Here is a 19,292-nt window from a genome sequence, read left to right as displayed (position 1 = left end):
TAGTCAAACTGAACGGTGGCCCGATCATTGAATGTGTGGTAGGATCTGCTACTTTCCGCCGGATCGCCAGCCGGGGAACAGTCAATAAACAAATGCGCGGAATAAGGGACATGAGGAGGCGGCTACTATGAGTTGGCTGAGTATTGGATTGATCGGTTCCATCGTGTTCACCCTGCACTCATTTCAGCAGATCAAGATGACGCTGAAAGAAAAGGGACATCACGTGGATTTGATGACCGGATGGCTCGACGATTACCGGCGGTTCAAGCAACTGGCCCTCAACGAGCCGGACGAAACGACCCGATATAAATATCAGCGGGTACTGAACGGCCTCTACCTGGCCCTGGCAGGTCTGGTTTTCATCCCGCTGCTGATGATCATGGGAAAATAGGCGGTTCCCGGGTGAAATCACCCGAAAGGAGAATACCGATGCCCCGATACCACTGGATCCTGATCCTTGCGTCAGCGGTTCTGATGATCGCGGGTTGCGCCACCCTCCACCCCGATTATGAAACGCCCAGCGTAAACGTCAGCGCCATCCGGGCACTGCCATCGGACAGCATCGCACCGCGATTCGAAATCGGCCTTCACATCATCAATCCCAATCGAGCAGCTCTGAAGCTTCAAGGGATCGCCTACAGCCTAAAGCTTGACGGGCACAAGATTTTGACGGGTGTCGCCAACGATCTGCCAACGATCGACGGCTATGGAGAAGGCGACGTGACCCTGATTGCCACCACCAGCCTGCTGAGCAGCATACGCTTTTTTGCTGATCTGGTGAACGCACAGCGGGATACGATTGCTTATGAGCTCAACGCCAAACTCGACCTCGGCGGCCTGAGGCCCAATCTCCATGTCGGGGAAAAAGGGGAGATCAGCCTTTCCGGGCAAACCCGTTAGCTGTTACCATAGGCTATGGCCTGCAAGAGTGCCTATGAAAACCGACTTCACCCCATCCCAACGGCTCGGTCAGGAAGCAATGGATGTCAACAGCTGTGCCGTTGCCCGGGCCGCGGCCAATCGTCTCTTATCAGCGTGACATCAACGCCACATCCGAATCTGTAAGAGGGTCAACATGTTTAACGAATCGTTCGTCGTCACCATAGAGGTGGTCCCTCCGGACGGACCGGACCCGGCAAAAGTCCTTTCTGCCCTGGATGCCTTGAACGCACTGCCGTTCTTCGGTTTCAGCGTGGCCACCAACCCCGTGGCCAAGCCCCGCATGAGTGCCATGGCCCTGTGCGCCATGATCCTGCAGCGCACGAAAAAGCCAGCCATCCTGCACCTCACCACCCGGGACCACAACCGCTTGAGCCTGCAAGGCGAATTGTGGGGGGCCAAAGCGCTTGGCATTGAAACGGTACTGGTGGCCACCGGCGATTTTTTGGCCTTCAAGGACCGGGGAAATACGACCGACGTCCGGGATACCGACGTCTACGGATTGGTAAGCTTGGCCCGGGAAGCGGGCCTGCAGACCGGTGTGGTTTTTGACACCCACCCCGAAAAAAACGGCCTGGCCAGGGCGGTGGATCACTTGCGGCGGAAAGTGGACGCCGGCGCCCAATTTGCCGTGAGCCAGCCCGTTTATGACGAACCTGGAGCCGATGAAATCGCCGACGCCATCAGAAATATCGACATCCCTGTCATCATGGGCATCCTCCCCCTGCGCACACCCCGGCACGCGGAATTTCTGCACACCAAGGTGGCCGGCATCACCGTGCCCGATTTGCTGCGGCAACGCATCCACCGCGCTCCAGACCCGGTGGCCGAAGGTGCCGCCAACGCCCGCGAAATGGTCGATACCGCTCGAACCCGGTTTGCCGGCGCCTGCATTATGCCCCCATTCGATCATTACGAAGTAATGGTCGACATTCTATAAATACGAAAAACGATCCTCAACCCATTCAAACCCAGGAGATTGAAAATGGCTCAAACGGCGAGGGAAAAGAGAAAGGCTAAGGTTATCGAGGTGCTCAACAAAGCCCGGTCCATGGAACTGACGGCCATCACCCAGTACATGAACCAGCATTACAACCTGGATGACAAGGACTATGGCGAGCTGGCCGCAAAGGTCAAGCTGATCGCCATCGACGAGATGCGCCACGCGGAAGGCTTTGCCGAACGGATCAAGGAACTGGGAGGCGAGCCCACCACAGAACCCGACCAGAAGGTCACCAAGGGTCAGAAGGTCGAACAGGTTTTTACCTTTGATGCCGGCCTCGAGGACAATACCATCGACATCTACAACCAGTTTCTTCTGATCTGCCGCGAAAACGGGGACAGCACGAGCATGAAGCTGTTCGAGCAGACGATCGATGAGGAGCAGCTTCACTTCAACTACTTCGACAACATCAGTGACCATATCAACACGTTGGGCAACACCTACCTGGCAAAAATAGCCGGCACCTCTTCGGCCACCGGTATCGGGCCCAGCGGCTTTGCTGTCAGTGGCGCCGCCTGATGCGCCAAAAAGACCCATTCCATCATTCTCAAGAACGCTGAATCGACAGCCATCAATTGAGGGTTGCCATGAACGTCAGCTTTTTCATCTCCCTGTTGGCAATCGCCCTGGTTTATCTACCGGATCCGTGCAGTCCGGTCGCCCATGCGGCTACCGACATGCCGGCAGAAATTGAAAAGACGTTTGATTTCGGGACCCTGATCGAACACACGGTTTCGGTTCAAAGGGGCGCTCACCGGGTTTCGCTGCGCTTGAGCCAGCGGCGTGAAACCGAAGGATCGGTAAGTATTGTCGGCGCCCACCTGACATTCTACCCCGACACCGAACCGAGCACACCGCTGCTGACAGTGCCCATTTTCGAATCCCTGCTGGCCGACATGATGAACGCGCTTTACGGACGGTTTGGCGCCGATCTCAAACTGAACAGTTTAGGCGCGGGAAGCTTCATGGGAATTAAGGAGGTAGAGAAGAAAAGCATTCTGGCTTTCAACGGCTACGCCCCCTGGGAGCAGTATCTCAACAATCCCGGTGCCTTCAGCCAACCGAGGATTTACACCGTCGTGCAGGACCGCTGGAAAATAACCGGTGTTTTTTCGGCAATCACCGATGCATTTGCCCCGCTGGGTTATGAGGCCACCTTATCCGGTTTTGAAAAACTGTTTGTTTTTCCGGCGGAAAAATGCTCTTTTTACCCGGAGTTGGAGGATTTGGGCATCCACAGGATGGACCGGTTCCCTTACCCGGGCACCATTTCCTTCACCCTGATACCGAAACCATAGAAACTCGGCGGATGACGGTGCACAGCACATCAGGAGACGCCGCTAACGACTGATAGAACCAACAGAGGCCCACACTCGATGAAGAACATCCTTGTCGTTGACAACGATCCCATCATGCTCCACACGTTTGTGGGGCTGCTGAAAAGCCACAGCAGTTTTTTACAGGTCCTCTCCGCAGCCAATGTCCAAACAACCCTGGAAATCCTTGCCGGGGAGGACATCCACGTCCTGATCACCGGCATGCACATGTCCGAAATGGAAGCCTTTGAGCTGTTGTCGCTGCTGGGGGCTGATTATCCAGAAACCCGCGTTATTTTTATGACCAACAATGCGTCGGCCATGCTCCGCACCAAGATCAAGCAGATGGCGTCGGTCATTCACTTCGATCAGGCGTTGGACATCAGCATGCTCACCAAACGGATCTTCACCGAATTGCAGATCGACTACGGCGGCCAGTTACGGGGGCTCACACTCTCCTCATTTCTCCAGATGCTGGAACTGGAGGGTCGTTCCTGCACCCTGCAGGTCACGGCCAAAGGCAAAACCGGATCGATCTACATTTTAGACGGCAAGCCCGCCGCCGCCAAGATGGGGTTGCTGACGGGCAAGCCTGCCCTGCTGCACATTCTCACCTGGGAAAACGTTTTGATCGATATCGACTATGCACCCCGGGAAGCGCCGCGGGAGATCACCACATCGCTGATGAACATGCTGCTGGAGAGTGGTCGGATGGTGGATGAAAAGCAGAGCCAGCGGCCCAACCAGCGCAAGCACAGCCGTTACGATTGCCTGGTGGGCGTGAATTACGACATCAGCGACTGGACCTACCAGTGCTATATGCGGGACATCAGTGAGGGGGGCGCCTACATCGAAACCGAACAGCCCATCAAAGTGGGTCAGCGGCTCACCGTATCGCTTACGTCTCCTGTATTGGAGCGCACCTGCGCCATCAACGGGACGGTGGTCCGCCGGGACCCCAAAGGCATCGGTGTCCGCTTCGAGAATTTGACCCTGCAGCAAAAGCAGGTCATCCGGTGCCTGACAGAAACCCGCTGCTCACCGATCTCCGGCCCCTCCCAGCCACCCAGCAACCCTGATGAGAAGCTGTCCCTGGACTGACCGTGGACGATGGCGTCAGCGGTGAGGGGGTCCGGACAGTTCTGTATGAGCCGGGCCTGGCCGTGTCGGCCGGGTTAATGATAGAGAGGAGAGCATGTCCAAGCAGTATGACGCATTGGTAATCGGGTCCGGCACCGCCGGTCAAACCGCCGCCTACGAATTGAATCGCAACGGCCTGACCGTGGGGATGGTAGAGCACAGCCAGCGGCCCGGGGGAACCTGCGCGCTCAGCGGCTGCCAGGCCAAAAAATGGTTCTACGAAGGTGTCGAAACCGTGGCCCGTTCCCGCCATCTTTCCGGCATAGGAATCACTTCCGCAGCCGTTGCCAGCTGGCTGGAGCTGCGTGACGCCAAAAACCGGTTTACGTCGCAGGTGCCTGACAATACGGTCAACGGACTGAAAAAAGCCGGCATCGATTTGATATGGGGGCGTGCCCGATTCACGGACCGACATACCATCTCCGTGGACCATCAGCAGCTTTCCGCCCGCTTCATCGTTCTGGCCACCGGTGCGGTTCCCATGCAATTGCCCATAGACGGCGCGCAGCATATGGTCACCAGCAGTGAATTTTTGGAGTTGGACCGGCTTCCCCGCCGGATCATTTTCATCGGTGGGGGCTTTATCTCCTTTGAATTCGCTCATTTTGCCGTCCGGCTGGGGCCAACGGATACCCGCTGCACGATCCTGGAAGCCGGCCCCCGACCACTGGGGCCTTTTGACGGGGAGATGGTTGGCCTGCTGACGGAAGCTTCCGCTCCGGAAGGCATCGAGATTCTCTGCGATGTCAAGATCACCGCGATCGAAAAAACCGGTGACGCCTTCAGGGTCACGACAAAAGATGGCCGCCGCTTTGACGCCGATCTCGTGGTCCATGGCGCCGGCCGCACGCCGGACCTGTCGGATCTTGACCTGGAAAAAGCGGGGATCGAATCGACACGGCGAGGTATCACCGTGAACGAGGAAATGGTCACGTCGAATGCTCACGTTTACGCCGTTGGCGACTGCGCCGCCACGATCCAACTGGCCCGGGTGGCGGACGCCGAGGCGCAGGTGGCGGCCACCGGCATTGTCAGTCGCCATACGGGCGATCGACACGAATCCTCCATGGACTACACGGCCGTGCCGTCGGTGCTGTTCACCTATCCCCAGTACGGGATGGTGGGCGCCACGGAAGAGGCGCTTAAGGAAGCGGGCATGGTGTATAAAAAAAGTGTCGGCAAGAATCTGACCTGGCCGACCTACAGGCGCGTGGGGATGAAATCGGCAGCTTATAAGGTGTTAGCGGATGAGAAAGGGACGCTGTTGGGGGCACATGTTCTGTCGGACAACGCCACCGGGTTGATCAACACCTGCACCCTGGCCATGGTCAACCGCATCCCCGTCGAAGCGCTCTACCGCCAGAGCATCATGACACCTTACCCCTCCAGGGAAAGTGACATCATCTACATGCTAAAACCCCTGATCGCATGACCCGATCCGTGATGGCGATATCGGTATTTTTCCGGCCCTGAAAAACGGTTGGTTTGCCAAAGCGAAGGACGTTCAGCTCCGCCGGATCATTTCATGGATCACATCGGCCAGACGCACCCCGAGAGCCTGTTCCTTGGGAAGAAAACAGTCCGCCCTGTCATGCAGTCCGGCCGCTTGGGCGGCCGCAGAATCCTGACCGGCCAGGACCACCAGGCGAATATTTTCTGCCACACCGTCGATGGCATCGATCAACCGGATGACCGACTCTTGTGGGAACCCGATATCGAGAAAGACAACATCCGGCTGCTGATTTCTCATCATGTCTTCCGCCGCGTTGATGGTATCCGCTTCGATGACGTCGACCAGGGTTTCGTTCGTCTGGATGGTCGCTTTCAGTTTGCGGCGGAAGATCGGGGACGGATCAACGATCAACACCCTTTTTCGGTCTAACAGCATGGGCACGCCCGTTATCAAAATTTTAGTTTATTAAATAGCCTACCGCATCCGGCAGCCTTGTGGCAATGGTCGATTGACTGATATTAAAGCGGCCGTTCTTGAGATCCTGTCAGATGGGATCAGCGTTTACCCGAGCGAACAATCGAAAAAACCAGCCACAGGCCCAGGAACGTGGCAATGATGTAACCGGAAAACCCCAGCACATCGGTGACGGAAAGGGTCTGTACACCGAAAAAATCGACCTCGAAGAGCAGTACTTTGCGGGTGGAGTTGAGAATCAGGGAGGCAGCGATCAGCGAAGCCGCCACCACCAACCCCAGTGTAAGGCGGTTGATGCCGTTTTCGAATTTCCTGGACGTGTCCTCAAGGCCGGTGTGGGCGATCTCGAATTTGGGTGTTTCCGTGGCCAGGCGTTTGAACAGCCCGTGGGCCAGGTGGGGCATCTGGCGCAGGTAGCCGCCGAACAACTTTGTGTCCCGGCCCACATTCTTGAACACTTTGTGGGCTTCGTAGCCCTGTTGCAACAACTTCTTGGCGTAGGGTCGGGTGACCTCCAGCAAACTGGCCTCGGAACCCAGGATCTTACCCAAGGCTTCGGTCTGGATGAACGTCTTGAAGAGTAAAAGCAGGTTGCGGGGCAGTCGGATGCGGTACTTGTATACCAGCCGCATGGTCTGGTAGTAGACATCCTTGACCGAAATGGTCTTCAGGGAGCGCCCGTAAAAGGGTTCGGCCATGTCCTTGAGGTCCATTCGGAAGCTGTTCAGATCCATGGTCCGGGGATCCAGCAGGCCGGCGGCCTCGAAGGCCTCCATGACCATGTCGTAGTCGTGCTCGGCAAAACCCAGGAACAGGTGGGCGATCTGCATCATGGTCTCTTCGTCCAGATAGCCGACGATGCCGAAATCCACCAGGCTCACCCGGCCGTCGTGCATGACGAGTGTGTTGCCCGGGTGGGGGTCGGCGTGAAAAATGCCAGCGGCCATAAGCTGGCGGGAAAAAGATCGCAGGCCGATCATGGCCACTTCCTGGGGATCGATGCCGTGGCGCCGGATCTCGTCCACGCGATCCATCTTGATCCCCTCGATGTGTTCCATCACCAGCACGGACTTGGACGTGAGGTCCCAGTACACCTTTGGGATGTATATCTCATCGATCTCCTTGAAGCTGCGGGTGAATCGCTCGATGCTGCCGGCCTCGATGAGCATGTCCAGTTCTCGGAAGATGGTGCGTTCGAACTCCTTGACCAGGTTGACCGCCCCGACGATGCGGCCCAGATCGAAGCTTCGTTCGAACCGGGCGGCGAAGTAATACATGAGCTGGATGTCTTTGCGGATACGCTTTTCGATCCCCGGCCGGATCACCTTCACGGCCACCTTCTCACCGGTTTTCAAACGGGCAGTGTGCACCTGGGCCACGGATGCGGCAGCCATGGCCGTCTCGTCAATGCTTTTAAAAAGCTGATCCGGCGGTTGTCCCAGCTCGGTTTCGATCAGCCGGCGGATGCCCTCGAAGGGCACTGGCGGGACCTGATCCTGCAGTTTGGAAAATTCATCGATATATTCCGGGGGAAAGAGGTCGCCACGCGTGCTCATGAGTTGACCAAGCTTAATGAAGCTGGGTCCCAGTTCCTCCAGAGTACGACGAATGCGCACAGGATCGGGGAGGCCGGTTTTGATCTTGCTGCCGGTTCGCCCCCTCAGTCGATCGGCGACTTCACCCATGCCGTGTTTGATGAGCACGCGCGAGATCAGCCCGAAATGGCGAATGCCGCTGATGCGGCTGCTGGAAAAGGGAAACGGCATCAGATTACCTATTTGCTATCATTCCTGGAAGAATATTAATTGACGATGTCAAAAAATCAATCCTTTTGATCTGCCGTGCCATTCACCGACTTCCATTTTTGGGAAATTTTCTTCAGCATGTAGTCGTCGGCCACGTAACTCTCTACCAAGCCGCAGTCCACGCACACATAGTTGTCCAGGGCGGCCATGGCCGTCAAGCTGATGGGGATGGAGTTGCTGCCGAACGGGCCGCTTTTCAGAGGAAGGTCTTCGGCCGAATAGATGTTCACTGACCCGCATTTGGGGCATTTGCCCTGCTTCATGGTGGTTCCTCCCTTGTTGATCGTGGCTGGTTTTTCAGTGGATGGTTGCTTCCGGTGTTATGACGCAAACCGAAGTCGGTGTCAACGCACTTCACCGGGAAGGCAGAGCGGCGCCAGTTGGCGGGCGGAGGTGATGGAATGCCAGCGCAAAGGCATGGGAAGGGAAGTCACAATAACTGCAGGCCAGCTGGTATCCGGGATCTGACGAAGGCTCGACGATCCAATGACGGACACGGCGCTTTCCGTCGGCGCCGGGCACCTTGCAAAAGCCCGAGCGTTTCGGTACAAGGTCGTGATTCTTACCGGTGTCGCCAGACGACGTCCCTCATCCCGTTTCAACGGAGACCGGCAACACGCATGAAAGCAAGCCCTAAATCCAAGCTTCCCGTGTTTCTCATGGTAGCCGTGGCACCCATGTGCTGGGCAGGCAATATCGTGCTGGCCAAGGGCGTGGCCGAGTTGATTCCTCCGGTTTCACTGGCCTTCTGGCGATGGATGGTGGCCTTTATGGTTCTTTTGCCCCTGACCTGGCCCTACGTCAAACGCGACTGGAAAACGGCCCTGGCCGGGTGGAAAATATTGGGGCTGCTCGCCCTGTTCGGGGTCACCATTTTCAACACCTTGCTCTACACAGCCATGCACACCACGACGGCCATCAACGGTGCCCTGATCCAGACCACCATGCCGGCGGTCATCATTGTTATTTCCCTGATTCTATATGGAGAGCGGGTCTCCGGGATTCAGGCCGCCGGGGTGATGCTATGCGTCGTAGGTGCCGGGGTCGTGGTGCTCAAGGGCCGCTGGCAGGCGCTGATCGACCTGGCCCTGGCGCAGGGAGACCTGCTGATGATCGTGGCGGTGGTCCTTTATGCGCTCTACTCGGCCCTCTTACCCAAACGGCCGAACATGCATCCCATGAGCTTTCTGACCTACACCTTCGGCCTCGGATGCCTGGGGCTGCTGCCGCTCTACCTGTGGGAAATATCGGCCGTCGGGACTTTCACACTTACCCCCGGCGTGGCCGGCAGCATCGGCTACGTGGCACTCTTTCCATCCATCGTGGCCTATTTTTGCTGGAACCGGGGAGTGGCCGTCATCGGTGCCAACCGCACCGGCCTGTTCATCAACCTGATCCCCGTCTTTGCAGCCATCCTGGCCATCCTTTTCCTGGGAGAATCCCTGAAGTCCTTCCACCTGGCGGGCATGGCGCTGATCCTGGCTGGCTTTGTAATGTTCAACCGCTAACCGCCCGCCGGATACGCGCCAGGGCGTCCTGCAGAATCGACCGCGGGCAGGCGATGTTGATTCGCTCGAACCCGTCGCCTTCCGGCCCGAAGACAAACCCTTCGTCCATAAAAATCCGCGCTTTTCCAAGCATCAAGTGCTTGAGCGCCCACCTGTCCAGTCCCAGTCCCCGAAAGTCCAGCCACACCAGGTAGGTCCCTTCGGGCCGGATGACCCGGATGCTTGGAACATGCTTGGCGATGAACCCCTGAAGATAGTCCAGGTTGTCTTCGATATACGCCATCACCTGCTCCAGCCATGGTTCCCCTTCCCGGTAAGCGGTCTCGCAGGCGACGACACCGAAGGGAGAAGCCCACCTACCCATGCCGCTGCTGTTGAGGGTCTGCTGGAAGCGGCGCCTCAATCTGTCGTTGGGAATGATGACGTTGGAGGTGTGCAGGCCGGCCAGGTTGAAGGTTTTGCTGGGAGCCGTGCAGACCACCGCGTTGTGGGCCATCTCTTCGCTGATGGCGGCAAAAGGCGTGAAGGTGATTCCCTTGTAAATCAGGTCGGCGTGGATTTCGTCGGCAACCACCAGCACCCGGTGCTTGAGACAGATCTCCCCGACGCGTGTCAGCTCTTCACGGGTCCACACCCGGCCCACCGGGTTGTGGGGGCTGCACAGGATGTAAAGCGAGGTCGCCGGATCGGCCGCCTTTTTCTCGAAATCGTCAAAATCCATTGTATAACGGTCATGGTCGAGGATCAGGCTACTGGAGACAATCTCAGCGCCGTTGTTTTCAATGGCACTGAAAAAGGGATAATAGACCGGCCGCTGAATCAGCACCTTTTCACCCGGCCCCACAAAGGTGCGCACGAGGAGGTTGACCGCCGGCACCACCCCGGGCGTGGACACGATCCAGCCGGGTTCGATCGCCCAGCCATGGCGTCGTTGCATCCAATCCACCACGGCCCGGTCGTGGTCTGCGGTCCGAACCGTATACCCGAATATTCCGTGCTGCGCCCGCCGGACCAGGGCATCCACTACCGGCTGGGGAGCCGGAAAATCCATGTCCGCCACCCACAGGGGCAAGACCCGGTCTTCACCACAATAGTCTTCGGTGGCGTGCCAGCACGACGGGTTGTCCGGGTCCTGAATCACCCCCCATTTTGCAGAGTGGGTGTCTTTGCGGTTGATCTCCAGGTCGAAATCGTATTTCATAAGTATGTGCCTCCGGCTGACTGATCTTTAATACTACTTTTGCTGCATAGCACCTGATCTCGCTGACGTCGATTGTTTTTCAACCCCAACGTTGCAAAAGCCTGAGGGATTCGGAGCCAAGACGCCTGAAAGCAAATTACCTTTGGCCTTAAAAAATGGAGATAAGATGACCGCACCCAAGGAAACCGACTGGCACAAAAAGCAGGTCACACCGGACGAGGCCCTGGCCCGCATCGAACCGGGCATGAACATTTTTCTGAGTACCGGTGCTGCCGAACCCCGCACCCTGGTCAAGCGCCTCATGGCCTCGGATGCCTTGAATCTTCAGGACCTTACTCTGATCCAGATCCTCAGCTTCGGGGATGTCATCTCCCTGGAAGAGCTACGCTCCAACAAATACCGGCTGAAAACCTTCTTCTCCGGCTGGGTGGCCAGTGAGGCCATCATCGCCGGACGGGTAGATTTGATCCCCAGCCGCTTCTCGGCCATTCCGTGGCTGATCAAAGGCCGGCAACTGCCCATGGATGTGGCGCTGATCCAGATCACCCCGCCGGATGACGACGGGCTCTGCTCGCTGGGCATCGCCGTGGATGTGGGGCGGCAGGTCATGGCCCGGGCGTCGGTGGTCATCGGGGAAATCAACGCTGACATTCCCCGCACCTATGGCGACACGTTCGTTTCCGTGGATGAATTTGACCTGCTGGTGGAGAGCACCGAGCCGGCACCGGTGTTCTCCTGCTGGCCGGTGGACGATGTTTTTGACCGGGTGGCGGCCAACGTGGCCTCGGTGATCGAAGACGGCAGCTGCCTGGGGTTCACCTTCGGCCCCCTGTTCGACGCCCTGCCCCAGCACCTGGCCGGCAAGAAGGACCTGGGCATCCACACACCCTTTATCACCGATGCCGTTATGGCGCTGATCAAAAGCGGTGCGGTCTCCAACCGACGCAAAAAAGCCTTTCGCGGCAAATCGCTCACCTGTTACGCCATGGGCTCTCGCGAGCTGATGCGCTGGCTGGACCGCAACCCCCTGGTGGAATTTCAGAGCATCGACAAGGTCTTCAATCCCATGGAAATCGGCAGAAACCCGCGTTTCGTGACCATTTTCCCGGCCCGCAAGGTTGACCTGTCCGGGCGTATCGCCTTGCACGCCGGCAAAGGCCAGGTCACCTCCGGACCGGGTCAGGCCATGGATTTTCTCAACGGCGCGGAGATATCGGCAGGTGGCTTCACCATTTTCGCCCTGCCCAGTCGTAACCTCAAGGGGGAGAACAACATCCGCATCTCCATCGAAGAAATGCCCAACCAACTGAACCTGCCCGACTCGGTCAATATGATCGCCACCGAATACGGCATCGCTTCCCTGTTCGGCAGGACCTTGCGCGAACGGGCCCAGGCCATCATCGAAATCGCGCACCCCGATGACCGGCCAGCCCTGGTCGAGAAGGCCAAGACCCAACATATCATTTACCCTGACCAGATTTTTTTGGCGGAGAGCGCCCATCTCTATCCGTCGGAGATCGCCGAGCGGCATACCTTTAAAAACGATACCACCGTTCGCTTCCGTGCCCTCAAACCATCCGACGAAGAAGAGATGCGCCGCCTCTTTTACCGTTTTTCGGACGAGGCAATCTACTATCGCTATTTCACCCCCATCAAAACCATGCCCCACACCAAGATGCAGGCCTACGTCAATGTGGACTACCGGGATGTGCTCTCCGTGGTGGGGCTGGTGGGACCGCCGGGCCAGGGCCAGATCATCGCCGAAGCCCGCTTTGCCCGGCACAAGGACAAGCCATACGTGGACGTGGCCTTTGTCGTTGACGAGGAGTACCAGGGGCTCGGCATTGCCACCTACCTCTATCGCATGCTGGCCCGCCTGGCCTGTCAACGCGGTGCCCGGGGCATGACCGCCGACGTACTGGCCACCAACCAGGCCATGATCAAGGTGTTCGAAAGTGGCGACTATCCGATCCGCACCCGTTTCGATGACGGTGCCTACGCGTTGACCATTTCATTTGACAAGGACATCGAAGACTGAAGACTGGAAAAAATAACGTTGGCCACGGCCGGCGCCTTTTACTCGCCTGCCGCACGTGCTATGGTGTGGCAGGCTTGTGCAAACATATGCTATAAGCAGGGTAAAATGCGATTCGGCGTATGTGCGCACCTGCTTATGAGGAACAACTGAACTTTAACAAAAGATAGGCTTGGTCGATCATGTTTTCCTACGGTCACCGACAAACAATCGGATTCGGCAGCTCACTGACACCGGTCGGTAAAATCATGCTGATCGTCTATGCGGCGGTTTATGTTCTGGAATTGATCGGCGAACAATGGCTGGGAATACCCATCTATCAATGGCTGGCGCTCAGCCCACTGAACAGCGGGACTTTTCACATCTGGCAAGCGGTTACCCACCCAATCATCCACGACCCCGGGGCGCCCATCGGGTTCCTGATCAACTGTCTGGTCTTCTTTTTTTTCGCCGGCACCATCGAATCAGCCTTGGGGACCCGCGCATTTCTGCGGTTATACGTCATCGCCGCCCTGGGCGGCGCAACAGCCGGCCTGATTTTCGGCGGACTGACCTCCTTTAGCGTGCCATGTGCCGGCATGATGCCAAGCCTGCTGGCACTGATTATTGTCTTCGGGTTGCTGCAGCCTGAAGCCACCATCCTGCTCATGTTCGTGCTGCCCATCAAGGCCAAGTATATCAGCTATGGCACCACCATCGTGACCGCATTGACTTTCCTGGCCCAGACCAATGTCCACGGTGCCTATCATCTGGGCGGCATCGGCCTGGCCTGGCTCTACTTTCGCGCACCGACCCAGTGGCTCGACACCAACTGGTGGCGCTGGAAATTTTTCGCGCATAGCCAGAAAAAACGCCGAACCAAGTTTACCGTCATCAACGGCAAAAGCAACGATAAGGACAAACCGACCATTCATTGATCAAATGCCACTCAGACACGCACTGTCAGGATACGAGTCACGATAAAGTAACGATGCGTTGCAGGCAATGAAAACAGATAGGCACAAAAAGCCGGGAAAAATGGAAGCCCGCCTCTCCATGGCTGTCTTGGCTCTGCTCATTATTGCAGGAACCGGGGTGGTCATGCGCCAGTTTCAAATCAATCCGGGAGTGGTTGCCCTGCGGCCGGAATCGCATCAGCAGTCCCTTGCGCCGGCATCCGATCAGAGGGCGCTGATCGACACCACGGTAACCGGCATGGCCCCCTTTTCTCCTCCGGAACGCTTCAGCCCGGACACGCTATACGAAAAAATCAACGGCCGGGCAGACCTCTACCTCTCTTCGGGGTTCGTTTCCCTGAACACCCAGCGGTTCAGCATGCATAAAACCACCGGCAACTGGGTAGAGGTGTTCGTCTACGACATGGCTACAGCTGAAAACGCCTTTTCCGTTTTCAGCATGCAGCGACGGGAAGACGCCCAGGCCGCCGGCATCGTCTCCACTGCCTACCGCACGGAAAATGCCCTGTTCATGGTCCATAACAATTTCTACCTGGAAATCATCGGCACGGACATCACTGAGGCGTTACAGCAGGCGATCGGTTTGCTGGCCCACGCCTTTGTGCAGGCCCACGGCGGCAGCGCCGTGGCAAACGTGCCTGGTGCCAATCTGTTTCCCGAGAGCGATCTTCAAGCTGAAAGCCTTCAATTGGTAACCGCCAACGCCTTCGGATACGAACAGTTAGACCGGATCCATACGGCTGAATACCTGATCGACGGAACCCGCTTGACGGCATTTGTCTCTGACCGGCAGACCGCCGAGGCCGCATCGGCACTGGCCGTTGAATACCAGCAAACGCTGCTATCCTATGGGGCCGCGCGTGTTAACGACCCCCTGATTATCGCCGGGGTGAGCGTGATGCAGTTTTTCGACACCTATGAAATCGTCTTCAGCCGGGGGCGCTACCTGGCCGGTGTACACGAAGCCGACAGCCTGGAGGCGGCCGGGACCCTTGCCGGGCAGTTGGCCGGACATCTGGAAGGAAAGGAAATAAAAAGATGAACATCGAATGTTGAATTTTCGATCTTCGTTTTCATTCAGCGTTGGACGTTCGATGTTCGATGTTGGACGTTCATTATTCTAACCAAACCCGCAGGGAAAAAACCTGATATGGCTGAACCCTCCATCAACCGCCGCCAATTTATCGGGCGCTGTACCCGCGCCGGACTTTCCGTTGCCACAGCCGGTGCCCTGGGCATTGGCTTTTATGATAGCCAGCCGCCCACGGCCCTCTCCGAGGCCAGTGAAACGGTGCAGATCCCGGATTTTTCCATCACTGACATGCACGGAAGCATCTGCATCGCCCGCGGAACGGACCGGGCTGTTGCCGTGCAGCAGGCATTCGAAGCCCTGGGCGGCATGAAGGCCTTTGTCAAACCCGGTGAACGCGTGCTGCTTAAAGTCAATGCCGCCTTTGCCTCGCCGCCCGCATTGGGGGCCACCTCCCACCCGGACCTGGTCGCAGCCGTGGTGCGCTTGTGTTTAGACGCCGGTGCGTCCCGGGTGATCGTAACGGACAACCCCATCAATGATCCGGCCTCCTGCTTCGCCCTCAGCGGCATCGATGCGGCGGCCCGAATGGCCGGTGCCGAGGTGGTGATTCCACGCGAATCCCTTTTTGAGCGGTTCAGCGTTTCCGGCGGGCGCCTGATCCGAAACTGGCCGGTTCTCTATGCACCCCTGGCCCGGGTAGACCGCGTCATCGGCATGGCCCCGGTCAAAGATCACCACCGCAGCGGCGCATCCATGACCCTGAAAAACTGGTACGGCCTGCTGGGCGGGCGGCGCAACATTTTTCACCAGGATATCCACACGGTCATCCAGGAGCTGGCCATGATGATCAGGCCCACGGTGGTGGTGTTGGACGGCACACAGTCCATGCTGACCAACGGGCCCACCGGGGGGTCCCTGTCCGATCTCAAACCCACCGGCACCCTGATCGTAAGCACCGATCCGGTAGCCGCCGATGCTGCGGGGGCCACGCTGCTGGGCCGCACGGCCGCTGATCTGCCCTTTATCGCCAAAGCTGAAAGCGTAGGCGCCGGTACAGCAGACTATCGATCGCTATATTTGAAAGAGATACAGACCGGGTAATGTCAACAGCCAAAGGGAAAAGAGAACTGCAGAATAACCAATGTCCAATTTCGAATATCCAAGGAATGGATCGCTGCGCGATGCCGATTATTTTAAAGAGGCAGTATACAATCCTTCGACATTCTGCGGTTCCTCGTTCGACATTCGATATTCGCTTTTACCCGCTTACGAACCAATCCAACCGCAAAAACCATTAATATGAGAATAATCACCGCCAGGCGCATCAGCCAGATCTTCTTCTTCCTGCTCTTCCTGTGGTTCTGCATCGTTTCCACCCTGGGCGAGCAGTGGTGGCAGCTGCGCGGGTGGCCGGTGGGCTGGCTGATCCAACTTGACCCGCTGGTTGGCCTGGGCACCCTTCTGGCTACCGGCACGATCTACGCCGGTCTGCTGTGGGGCCTCTTAACCGTGGTTTTGACCATTTTGCTGGGCCGGTTTTTCTGCGGCTGGCTCTGCCCCTTCGGGACCCTGCACCAGGCTGTGGGATGGCTGGCCAATCTGGGTCGACGTGCATCGTGGAGGATCGCAGCCAACCGCTACCGTCGGAGCCAGGGTGTCAAATACACCCTGCTCCTCTTCCTGCTCGGTGCAACAGCCGGTACCCTCATCAGCCGATTGCTGAATGTTCCCATCCAGTCGCCTTACCTGGCTGCAGCAATTGTGGTTGCATTGCTTCTGCTTGGGGTGGGTGCGCTTCGTTTGCGAACCATATCCGGTGTTCGATGGGTGACCGGAGTTGCCATTGTGGCCGTCGGCTGGGTAACCCTGGGTCTTTTCACCGACGACTCACGGCTGTTGGCCGCATCCCTGCAGACCGGATTGCTGGACCCCATTCCCCTTTTTTACCGATCGGTGAACCTGACCCTGCTGCCGCTGGTGGACGGACGGCTGGTCTCCCTCTCTGCCGTCAGCCGGCTCTACCCGGGCACTTTTGCCATGGGTGCTATCTTCTGGGCGGCGGTTTTTCTTAACCTGGTGGTTCCACGCTTTTACTGCCGGTTTGTCTGTCCGCTGGGGGCGTTGTTCGGCATACTGGGCAAAAATGCCTTGTGGCGGGTGGGCCAGAAAGCCGACGGCTGCACCGCCTGTGGAGACTGCGACCGGTATTGCGAGGGTGGATGCGAACCGTCGGCCGTCATCCGCACCCCCGAGTGCGTATTGTGCATGAACTGCCTGGCGGACTGCCGGCACGGCGTGATGGGCTATCACCTTGATGCATCGGCTGCAGGAGAAGTTGCCGTTCCAGATATCTCCAAAAGAGAATTGGTGGCCGTCCTGGCCGCAGGGTTGACTGCCGTTCCCCTGGCTCGTCTGGCCGGTATGACCGGCGACGCCTGGAACCCGGCCGTCATCCGCCCTCCGGGGTCCCTGCCGGAGGAAGTGTTTCTCCAGCGCTGCATCAAGTGCGGCCAGTGCATGCGGGTCTGCCCGACCAACGTGATCCACCCGGCCGGCCTTCAGGCCGGTATTGAAGGCATCTGGACCCCGATGCTTAATTTTCGCATGGGCACCAGCGGCTGCCAGCACGGCTGTATCGCCTGCGGCAACCTTTGCCCCACCGCCGCCATCCGGCCGATTTCCATTGACGAACGTCTGGGAAAGGGCAGTTTCGAACCCAAGGGTCCCATGCGCATCGGCATGGCTTTCGTCGACCGGGGCCGCTGCCTGCCGTGGGCCATGGACCGTCCCTGTATCGTCTGCCAGGAAAACTGCCCCGTGAGTCCCAAGGCGATCTTCACCCGTATCGAATTTCGACCGGTTCGCCTGGACGGCGATTTGCGCCTTCGAAGCCTGAAGGGAAACCGGTTGACATTCGACGGTCCAGCGCTGCCTTCCGACCGGTTTGCCACCGGAGACTATTTTGTGTCCATAAACGGCAACCCCGGGATGCCGCCCGCCAGAATTGCCGATATCGGCCCCGGTGGTCTTACCCTCGAGGGCCACTCATTCACGGCAAATGCGGCAGGGGCAGACCGGATCAACCTGCTGGTGCGACTGCAACTGCCCTATGTGGACCCGGCCCAGTGCATCGGCTGCGGGATCTGTGAACACGAATGCCCGGTCAAGGGCCGCCGGGCCATCCGGGTGACCGCGGAGAACGAAACGCGCGAACGGCGCCATCGTTTGTTGTTATAGGTTTAAATAAAGAACGTGAATAGACCCCAATGTTGCATAAAAACATGCGAAAATTATTGTTACCAATTGAAAACATTGATTAATCGTGTCAACTTTCGGTACGTAATGGAAATCACCAAATGTGAATTCCAGGAAAAACAATAATTTTCTCATGTTTTTACCATTGCGGGAAAGCCGGAGGAATCCAGATCCGGCGTTGCCAAGGGATTGCAGTAAATTACTACGGCTGCACCCTTGGCGCCTTGGCCCTGAATCCCTCCGGCTTTTGCAACGTTGGGGTAGACTCCGGCTAAGCGATCAATCCGATTGAGCCAAAGGCGATTCCTTTGGTCCCTTCGTCGCGGGCCTGAGCATCGCAGCCATTGGCGATCAAGGGCCTGTGGCTGTCTGAGCGCATCGAGTTCCACAGGCCCCGCCGATGGAGAGAAGCACAAGGATAACCCGTGACGCGGGCGGCTTCTTTTGGTTCGTTTTCTTGACCGCACAAGAAAATGAACACAGGAATAGTAATTTGGAAAGAGACGGGTCATGACTGTTGAACTGTCTGCATAAAACATTGAATAAGGGATTCTCTGCTTTCTAATAAATCGAGGGTATCCCTATTAAAACGGAGGTGACCATATGAAAGATAAAACCACCGATATCTCCCGACGATCATTCATCAAAACCGCCGGCGCCGCCGGAATAGGCACCGCGCTGGCACCCCTTGTCGGGCGCAACCGTGCTCACGCCGCCACACCGGCCCAAGCCGCCGACACCACCGGCGTGCCCACCCGGCCTTTCGGCAGATCAGGCATCCAGGTCCCAATCCTCTCCCTGGGGGGCATGTTCGACATCCCCTCCAACCAGACCATGCTCAAGCAGGCCATCCGCTGGGGGGTCACCTACTGGGACACGGCCAATGTTTACAGCGGTGGACGCAGCGAGGAGGGCATCGGCCAGTACTTCAAACGCTACCCCGAACACCGTGAGAAGATTTTCCTGGTTACCAAATCCACCTCCCGGAGCAACCGGGGCATGAGCAATGACCTGGCCACCTCCCTGGAACGGATGAATACCGATCACGTCGATCTCTTTTTCGTGCATGCCATCCGGGACGCCGACACGATGGACAGCGGTATGCGCGAGTGGGCGGCCGAGCAGAAGGCCGAAGGCAAGATCCGCCTCTTCGGCTTTTCGACCCATTCCAACA

At 57.7% G+C, this 19,292-nt stretch carries 18 protein-coding genes; 14 read left to right on the top strand and 4 right to left on the bottom strand.

All coding sequences use genetic code 11. The features are described from left to right. Positions 1-127 precede the first annotated feature (127 nt). The 7 genes from QNK41_RS08555 to QNK41_RS08525 all read left to right on the top strand — a co-directional run bounded on the left by QNK41_RS08555 (position 128) and on the right by QNK41_RS08525 (position 5,830). Positions 128-391, top strand: a complete 264-nt coding sequence (locus tag QNK41_RS08555) for a hypothetical protein (protein ID WP_319255734.1) — start codon at positions 128-130, stop codon at positions 389-391. A 38-nt stretch (positions 392-429) separates the two neighbouring features. Further along, positions 430-900: an LEA type 2 family protein gene (locus tag QNK41_RS08550; RefSeq protein WP_319255731.1), complete on the top strand. Its 471-nt coding sequence runs from the start codon at positions 430-432 to the stop codon at positions 898-900. Positions 901-1,075: 175 nt separating this feature from the next. After that, positions 1,076-1,879: a methylenetetrahydrofolate reductase gene (locus QNK41_RS08545; protein ID WP_319255729.1), complete on the top strand. Its 804-nt coding sequence runs from the start codon at positions 1,076-1,078 to the stop codon at positions 1,877-1,879. Between the two features lie 45 nt (positions 1,880-1,924). Further along, entirely contained in the window at positions 1,925-2,461 is a 537-nt protein-coding gene (locus QNK41_RS08540; protein WP_319255727.1) for a bacterioferritin, read from the top strand. A gap of 68 nt (positions 2,462-2,529) precedes the next feature. Beyond that, the gene (locus tag QNK41_RS08535; RefSeq protein WP_319255724.1) at positions 2,530-3,240 is read left to right on the top strand and encodes a hypothetical protein; all 711 of its coding nucleotides are present in this window, start codon (positions 2,530-2,532) and stop codon (positions 3,238-3,240) included. Positions 3,241-3,318: 78 nt separating this feature from the next. After that, positions 3,319-4,359 carry a PilZ domain-containing protein gene (locus tag QNK41_RS08530; protein ID WP_319255722.1) on the top strand — a complete coding sequence of 347 codons (1,041 nt, stop codon included), beginning with the start codon at positions 3,319-3,321 and terminating at the stop codon, positions 4,357-4,359. Positions 4,360-4,453: 94 nt separating this feature from the next. After that, positions 4,454-5,830, top strand: coding sequence for an NAD(P)/FAD-dependent oxidoreductase (locus QNK41_RS08525; RefSeq protein WP_319255719.1), 1,377 nt, complete (start codon positions 4,454-4,456; stop codon positions 5,828-5,830). A gap of 72 nt (positions 5,831-5,902) precedes the next feature. Here QNK41_RS08525 and QNK41_RS08520 read toward each other — a convergent pair whose 3' ends face one another. From QNK41_RS08520 to QNK41_RS08510, 3 genes are all read right to left on the bottom strand, one after another. Beyond that, positions 5,903-6,286 carry a response regulator gene (locus QNK41_RS08520; RefSeq protein WP_319255717.1) on the bottom strand — a complete coding sequence of 128 codons (384 nt, stop codon included), beginning with the start codon at positions 6,284-6,286 and terminating at the stop codon, positions 5,903-5,905. 119 nt (positions 6,287-6,405) lie between these two features. After that, positions 6,406-8,091, bottom strand: a complete 1,686-nt coding sequence (locus QNK41_RS08515; protein ID WP_319255715.1) for an AarF/ABC1/UbiB kinase family protein — start codon at positions 8,089-8,091, stop codon at positions 6,406-6,408. 56 nt (positions 8,092-8,147) lie between these two features. Beyond that, the gene (locus QNK41_RS08510) at positions 8,148-8,393 is read right to left on the bottom strand and encodes a hypothetical protein (RefSeq protein ID WP_319255714.1); all 246 of its coding nucleotides are present in this window, start codon (positions 8,391-8,393) and stop codon (positions 8,148-8,150) included. A 357-nt stretch (positions 8,394-8,750) separates the two neighbouring features. Here QNK41_RS08510 and QNK41_RS08505 point away from each other — a divergent pair, with 357 nt between their 5' ends. After that, a complete protein-coding gene (locus QNK41_RS08505; RefSeq protein ID WP_319255712.1) occupies positions 8,751-9,638 on the top strand; it encodes a DMT family transporter in 888 nt (295 codons plus the stop codon). Here QNK41_RS08505 and QNK41_RS08500 read toward each other — a convergent pair. Then, positions 9,628-10,839 (bottom strand): MalY/PatB family protein, encoded by a 1,212-nt coding sequence (locus tag QNK41_RS08500; RefSeq protein WP_319255709.1) that lies wholly within the window; start codon positions 10,837-10,839, stop codon positions 9,628-9,630. The genes QNK41_RS08505 and QNK41_RS08500 overlap by 11 nt on opposite strands. A gap of 166 nt (positions 10,840-11,005) precedes the next feature. Between QNK41_RS08500 and QNK41_RS08495 the strand changes: the two genes are divergently transcribed. The 6 genes from QNK41_RS08495 to QNK41_RS08470 form a co-directional block, all read left to right on the top strand. Continuing rightward, positions 11,006-12,877 (top strand): GNAT family N-acetyltransferase, encoded by a 1,872-nt coding sequence (locus QNK41_RS08495; protein ID WP_319255707.1) that lies wholly within the window; start codon positions 11,006-11,008, stop codon positions 12,875-12,877. Between the two features lie 179 nt (positions 12,878-13,056). Beyond that, on the top strand, positions 13,057-13,791 hold the full coding sequence (locus QNK41_RS08490) for a rhomboid family intramembrane serine protease (protein ID WP_319255704.1): 735 nt from the start codon (positions 13,057-13,059) through the stop codon (positions 13,789-13,791). A 67-nt stretch (positions 13,792-13,858) separates the two neighbouring features. After that, positions 13,859-14,872 (top strand): DUF6599 family protein, encoded by a 1,014-nt coding sequence (locus QNK41_RS08485; RefSeq protein ID WP_319255702.1) that lies wholly within the window; start codon positions 13,859-13,861, stop codon positions 14,870-14,872. A gap of 108 nt (positions 14,873-14,980) precedes the next feature. Next, positions 14,981-15,964 (top strand): DUF362 domain-containing protein, encoded by a 984-nt coding sequence (locus QNK41_RS08480; RefSeq protein ID WP_319255700.1) that lies wholly within the window; start codon positions 14,981-14,983, stop codon positions 15,962-15,964. Positions 15,965-16,162: 198 nt separating this feature from the next. After that, the gene (locus QNK41_RS08475; RefSeq protein WP_319255698.1) at positions 16,163-18,100 is read left to right on the top strand and encodes a 4Fe-4S binding protein; all 1,938 of its coding nucleotides are present in this window, start codon (positions 16,163-16,165) and stop codon (positions 18,098-18,100) included. A 621-nt stretch (positions 18,101-18,721) separates the two neighbouring features. Further along, positions 18,722-19,292, top strand: a 571-nt coding sequence (locus QNK41_RS08470; RefSeq protein ID WP_319255696.1) for an aldo/keto reductase, incomplete at its 3' end; no start/stop codon positions are given.

The organism is Desulfosarcina sp., from assembly GCF_033791525.1.
GTDB lineage: Bacteria > Desulfobacterota > Desulfobacteria > Desulfobacterales > Desulfosarcinaceae > Desulfosarcina.
This window is presented reverse-complemented; position numbering and strand designations above follow the sequence as displayed.

Coding starts and splice junctions, on each gene's coding strand:
- QNK41_RS08555 (WP_319255734.1), top strand. CDS start 128: ATGAGTTGGCTGAGTATTGGATTGATCGGTTCCATCGTGTTCACCCTG.
- QNK41_RS08550 (WP_319255731.1), top strand. CDS start 430: ATGCCCCGATACCACTGGATCCTGATCCTTGCGTCAGCGGTTCTGATG.
- QNK41_RS08545 (WP_319255729.1), top strand. CDS start 1,076: ATGTTTAACGAATCGTTCGTCGTCACCATAGAGGTGGTCCCTCCGGAC.
- QNK41_RS08540 (WP_319255727.1), top strand. CDS start 1,925: ATGGCTCAAACGGCGAGGGAAAAGAGAAAGGCTAAGGTTATCGAGGTG.
- QNK41_RS08535 (WP_319255724.1), top strand. CDS start 2,530: ATGAACGTCAGCTTTTTCATCTCCCTGTTGGCAATCGCCCTGGTTTAT.
- QNK41_RS08530 (WP_319255722.1), top strand. CDS start 3,319: ATGAAGAACATCCTTGTCGTTGACAACGATCCCATCATGCTCCACACG.
- QNK41_RS08525 (WP_319255719.1), top strand. CDS start 4,454: ATGTCCAAGCAGTATGACGCATTGGTAATCGGGTCCGGCACCGCCGGT.
- QNK41_RS08520 (WP_319255717.1), bottom strand. CDS start 6,286: ATGCTGTTAGACCGAAAAAGGGTGTTGATCGTTGATCCGTCCCCGATC.
- QNK41_RS08515 (WP_319255715.1), bottom strand. CDS start 8,091: ATGCCGTTTCCCTTTTCCAGCAGCCGCATCAGCGGCATTCGCCATTTC.
- QNK41_RS08510 (WP_319255714.1), bottom strand. CDS start 8,393: ATGAAGCAGGGCAAATGCCCCAAATGCGGGTCAGTGAACATCTATTCG.
- QNK41_RS08505 (WP_319255712.1), top strand. CDS start 8,751: ATGAAAGCAAGCCCTAAATCCAAGCTTCCCGTGTTTCTCATGGTAGCC.
- QNK41_RS08500 (WP_319255709.1), bottom strand. CDS start 10,839: ATGAAATACGATTTCGACCTGGAGATCAACCGCAAAGACACCCACTCT.
- QNK41_RS08495 (WP_319255707.1), top strand. CDS start 11,006: ATGACCGCACCCAAGGAAACCGACTGGCACAAAAAGCAGGTCACACCG.
- QNK41_RS08490 (WP_319255704.1), top strand. CDS start 13,057: ATGTTTTCCTACGGTCACCGACAAACAATCGGATTCGGCAGCTCACTG.
- QNK41_RS08485 (WP_319255702.1), top strand. CDS start 13,859: ATGAAAACAGATAGGCACAAAAAGCCGGGAAAAATGGAAGCCCGCCTC.
- QNK41_RS08480 (WP_319255700.1), top strand. CDS start 14,981: ATGGCTGAACCCTCCATCAACCGCCGCCAATTTATCGGGCGCTGTACC.
- QNK41_RS08475 (WP_319255698.1), top strand. CDS start 16,163: ATGAGAATAATCACCGCCAGGCGCATCAGCCAGATCTTCTTCTTCCTG.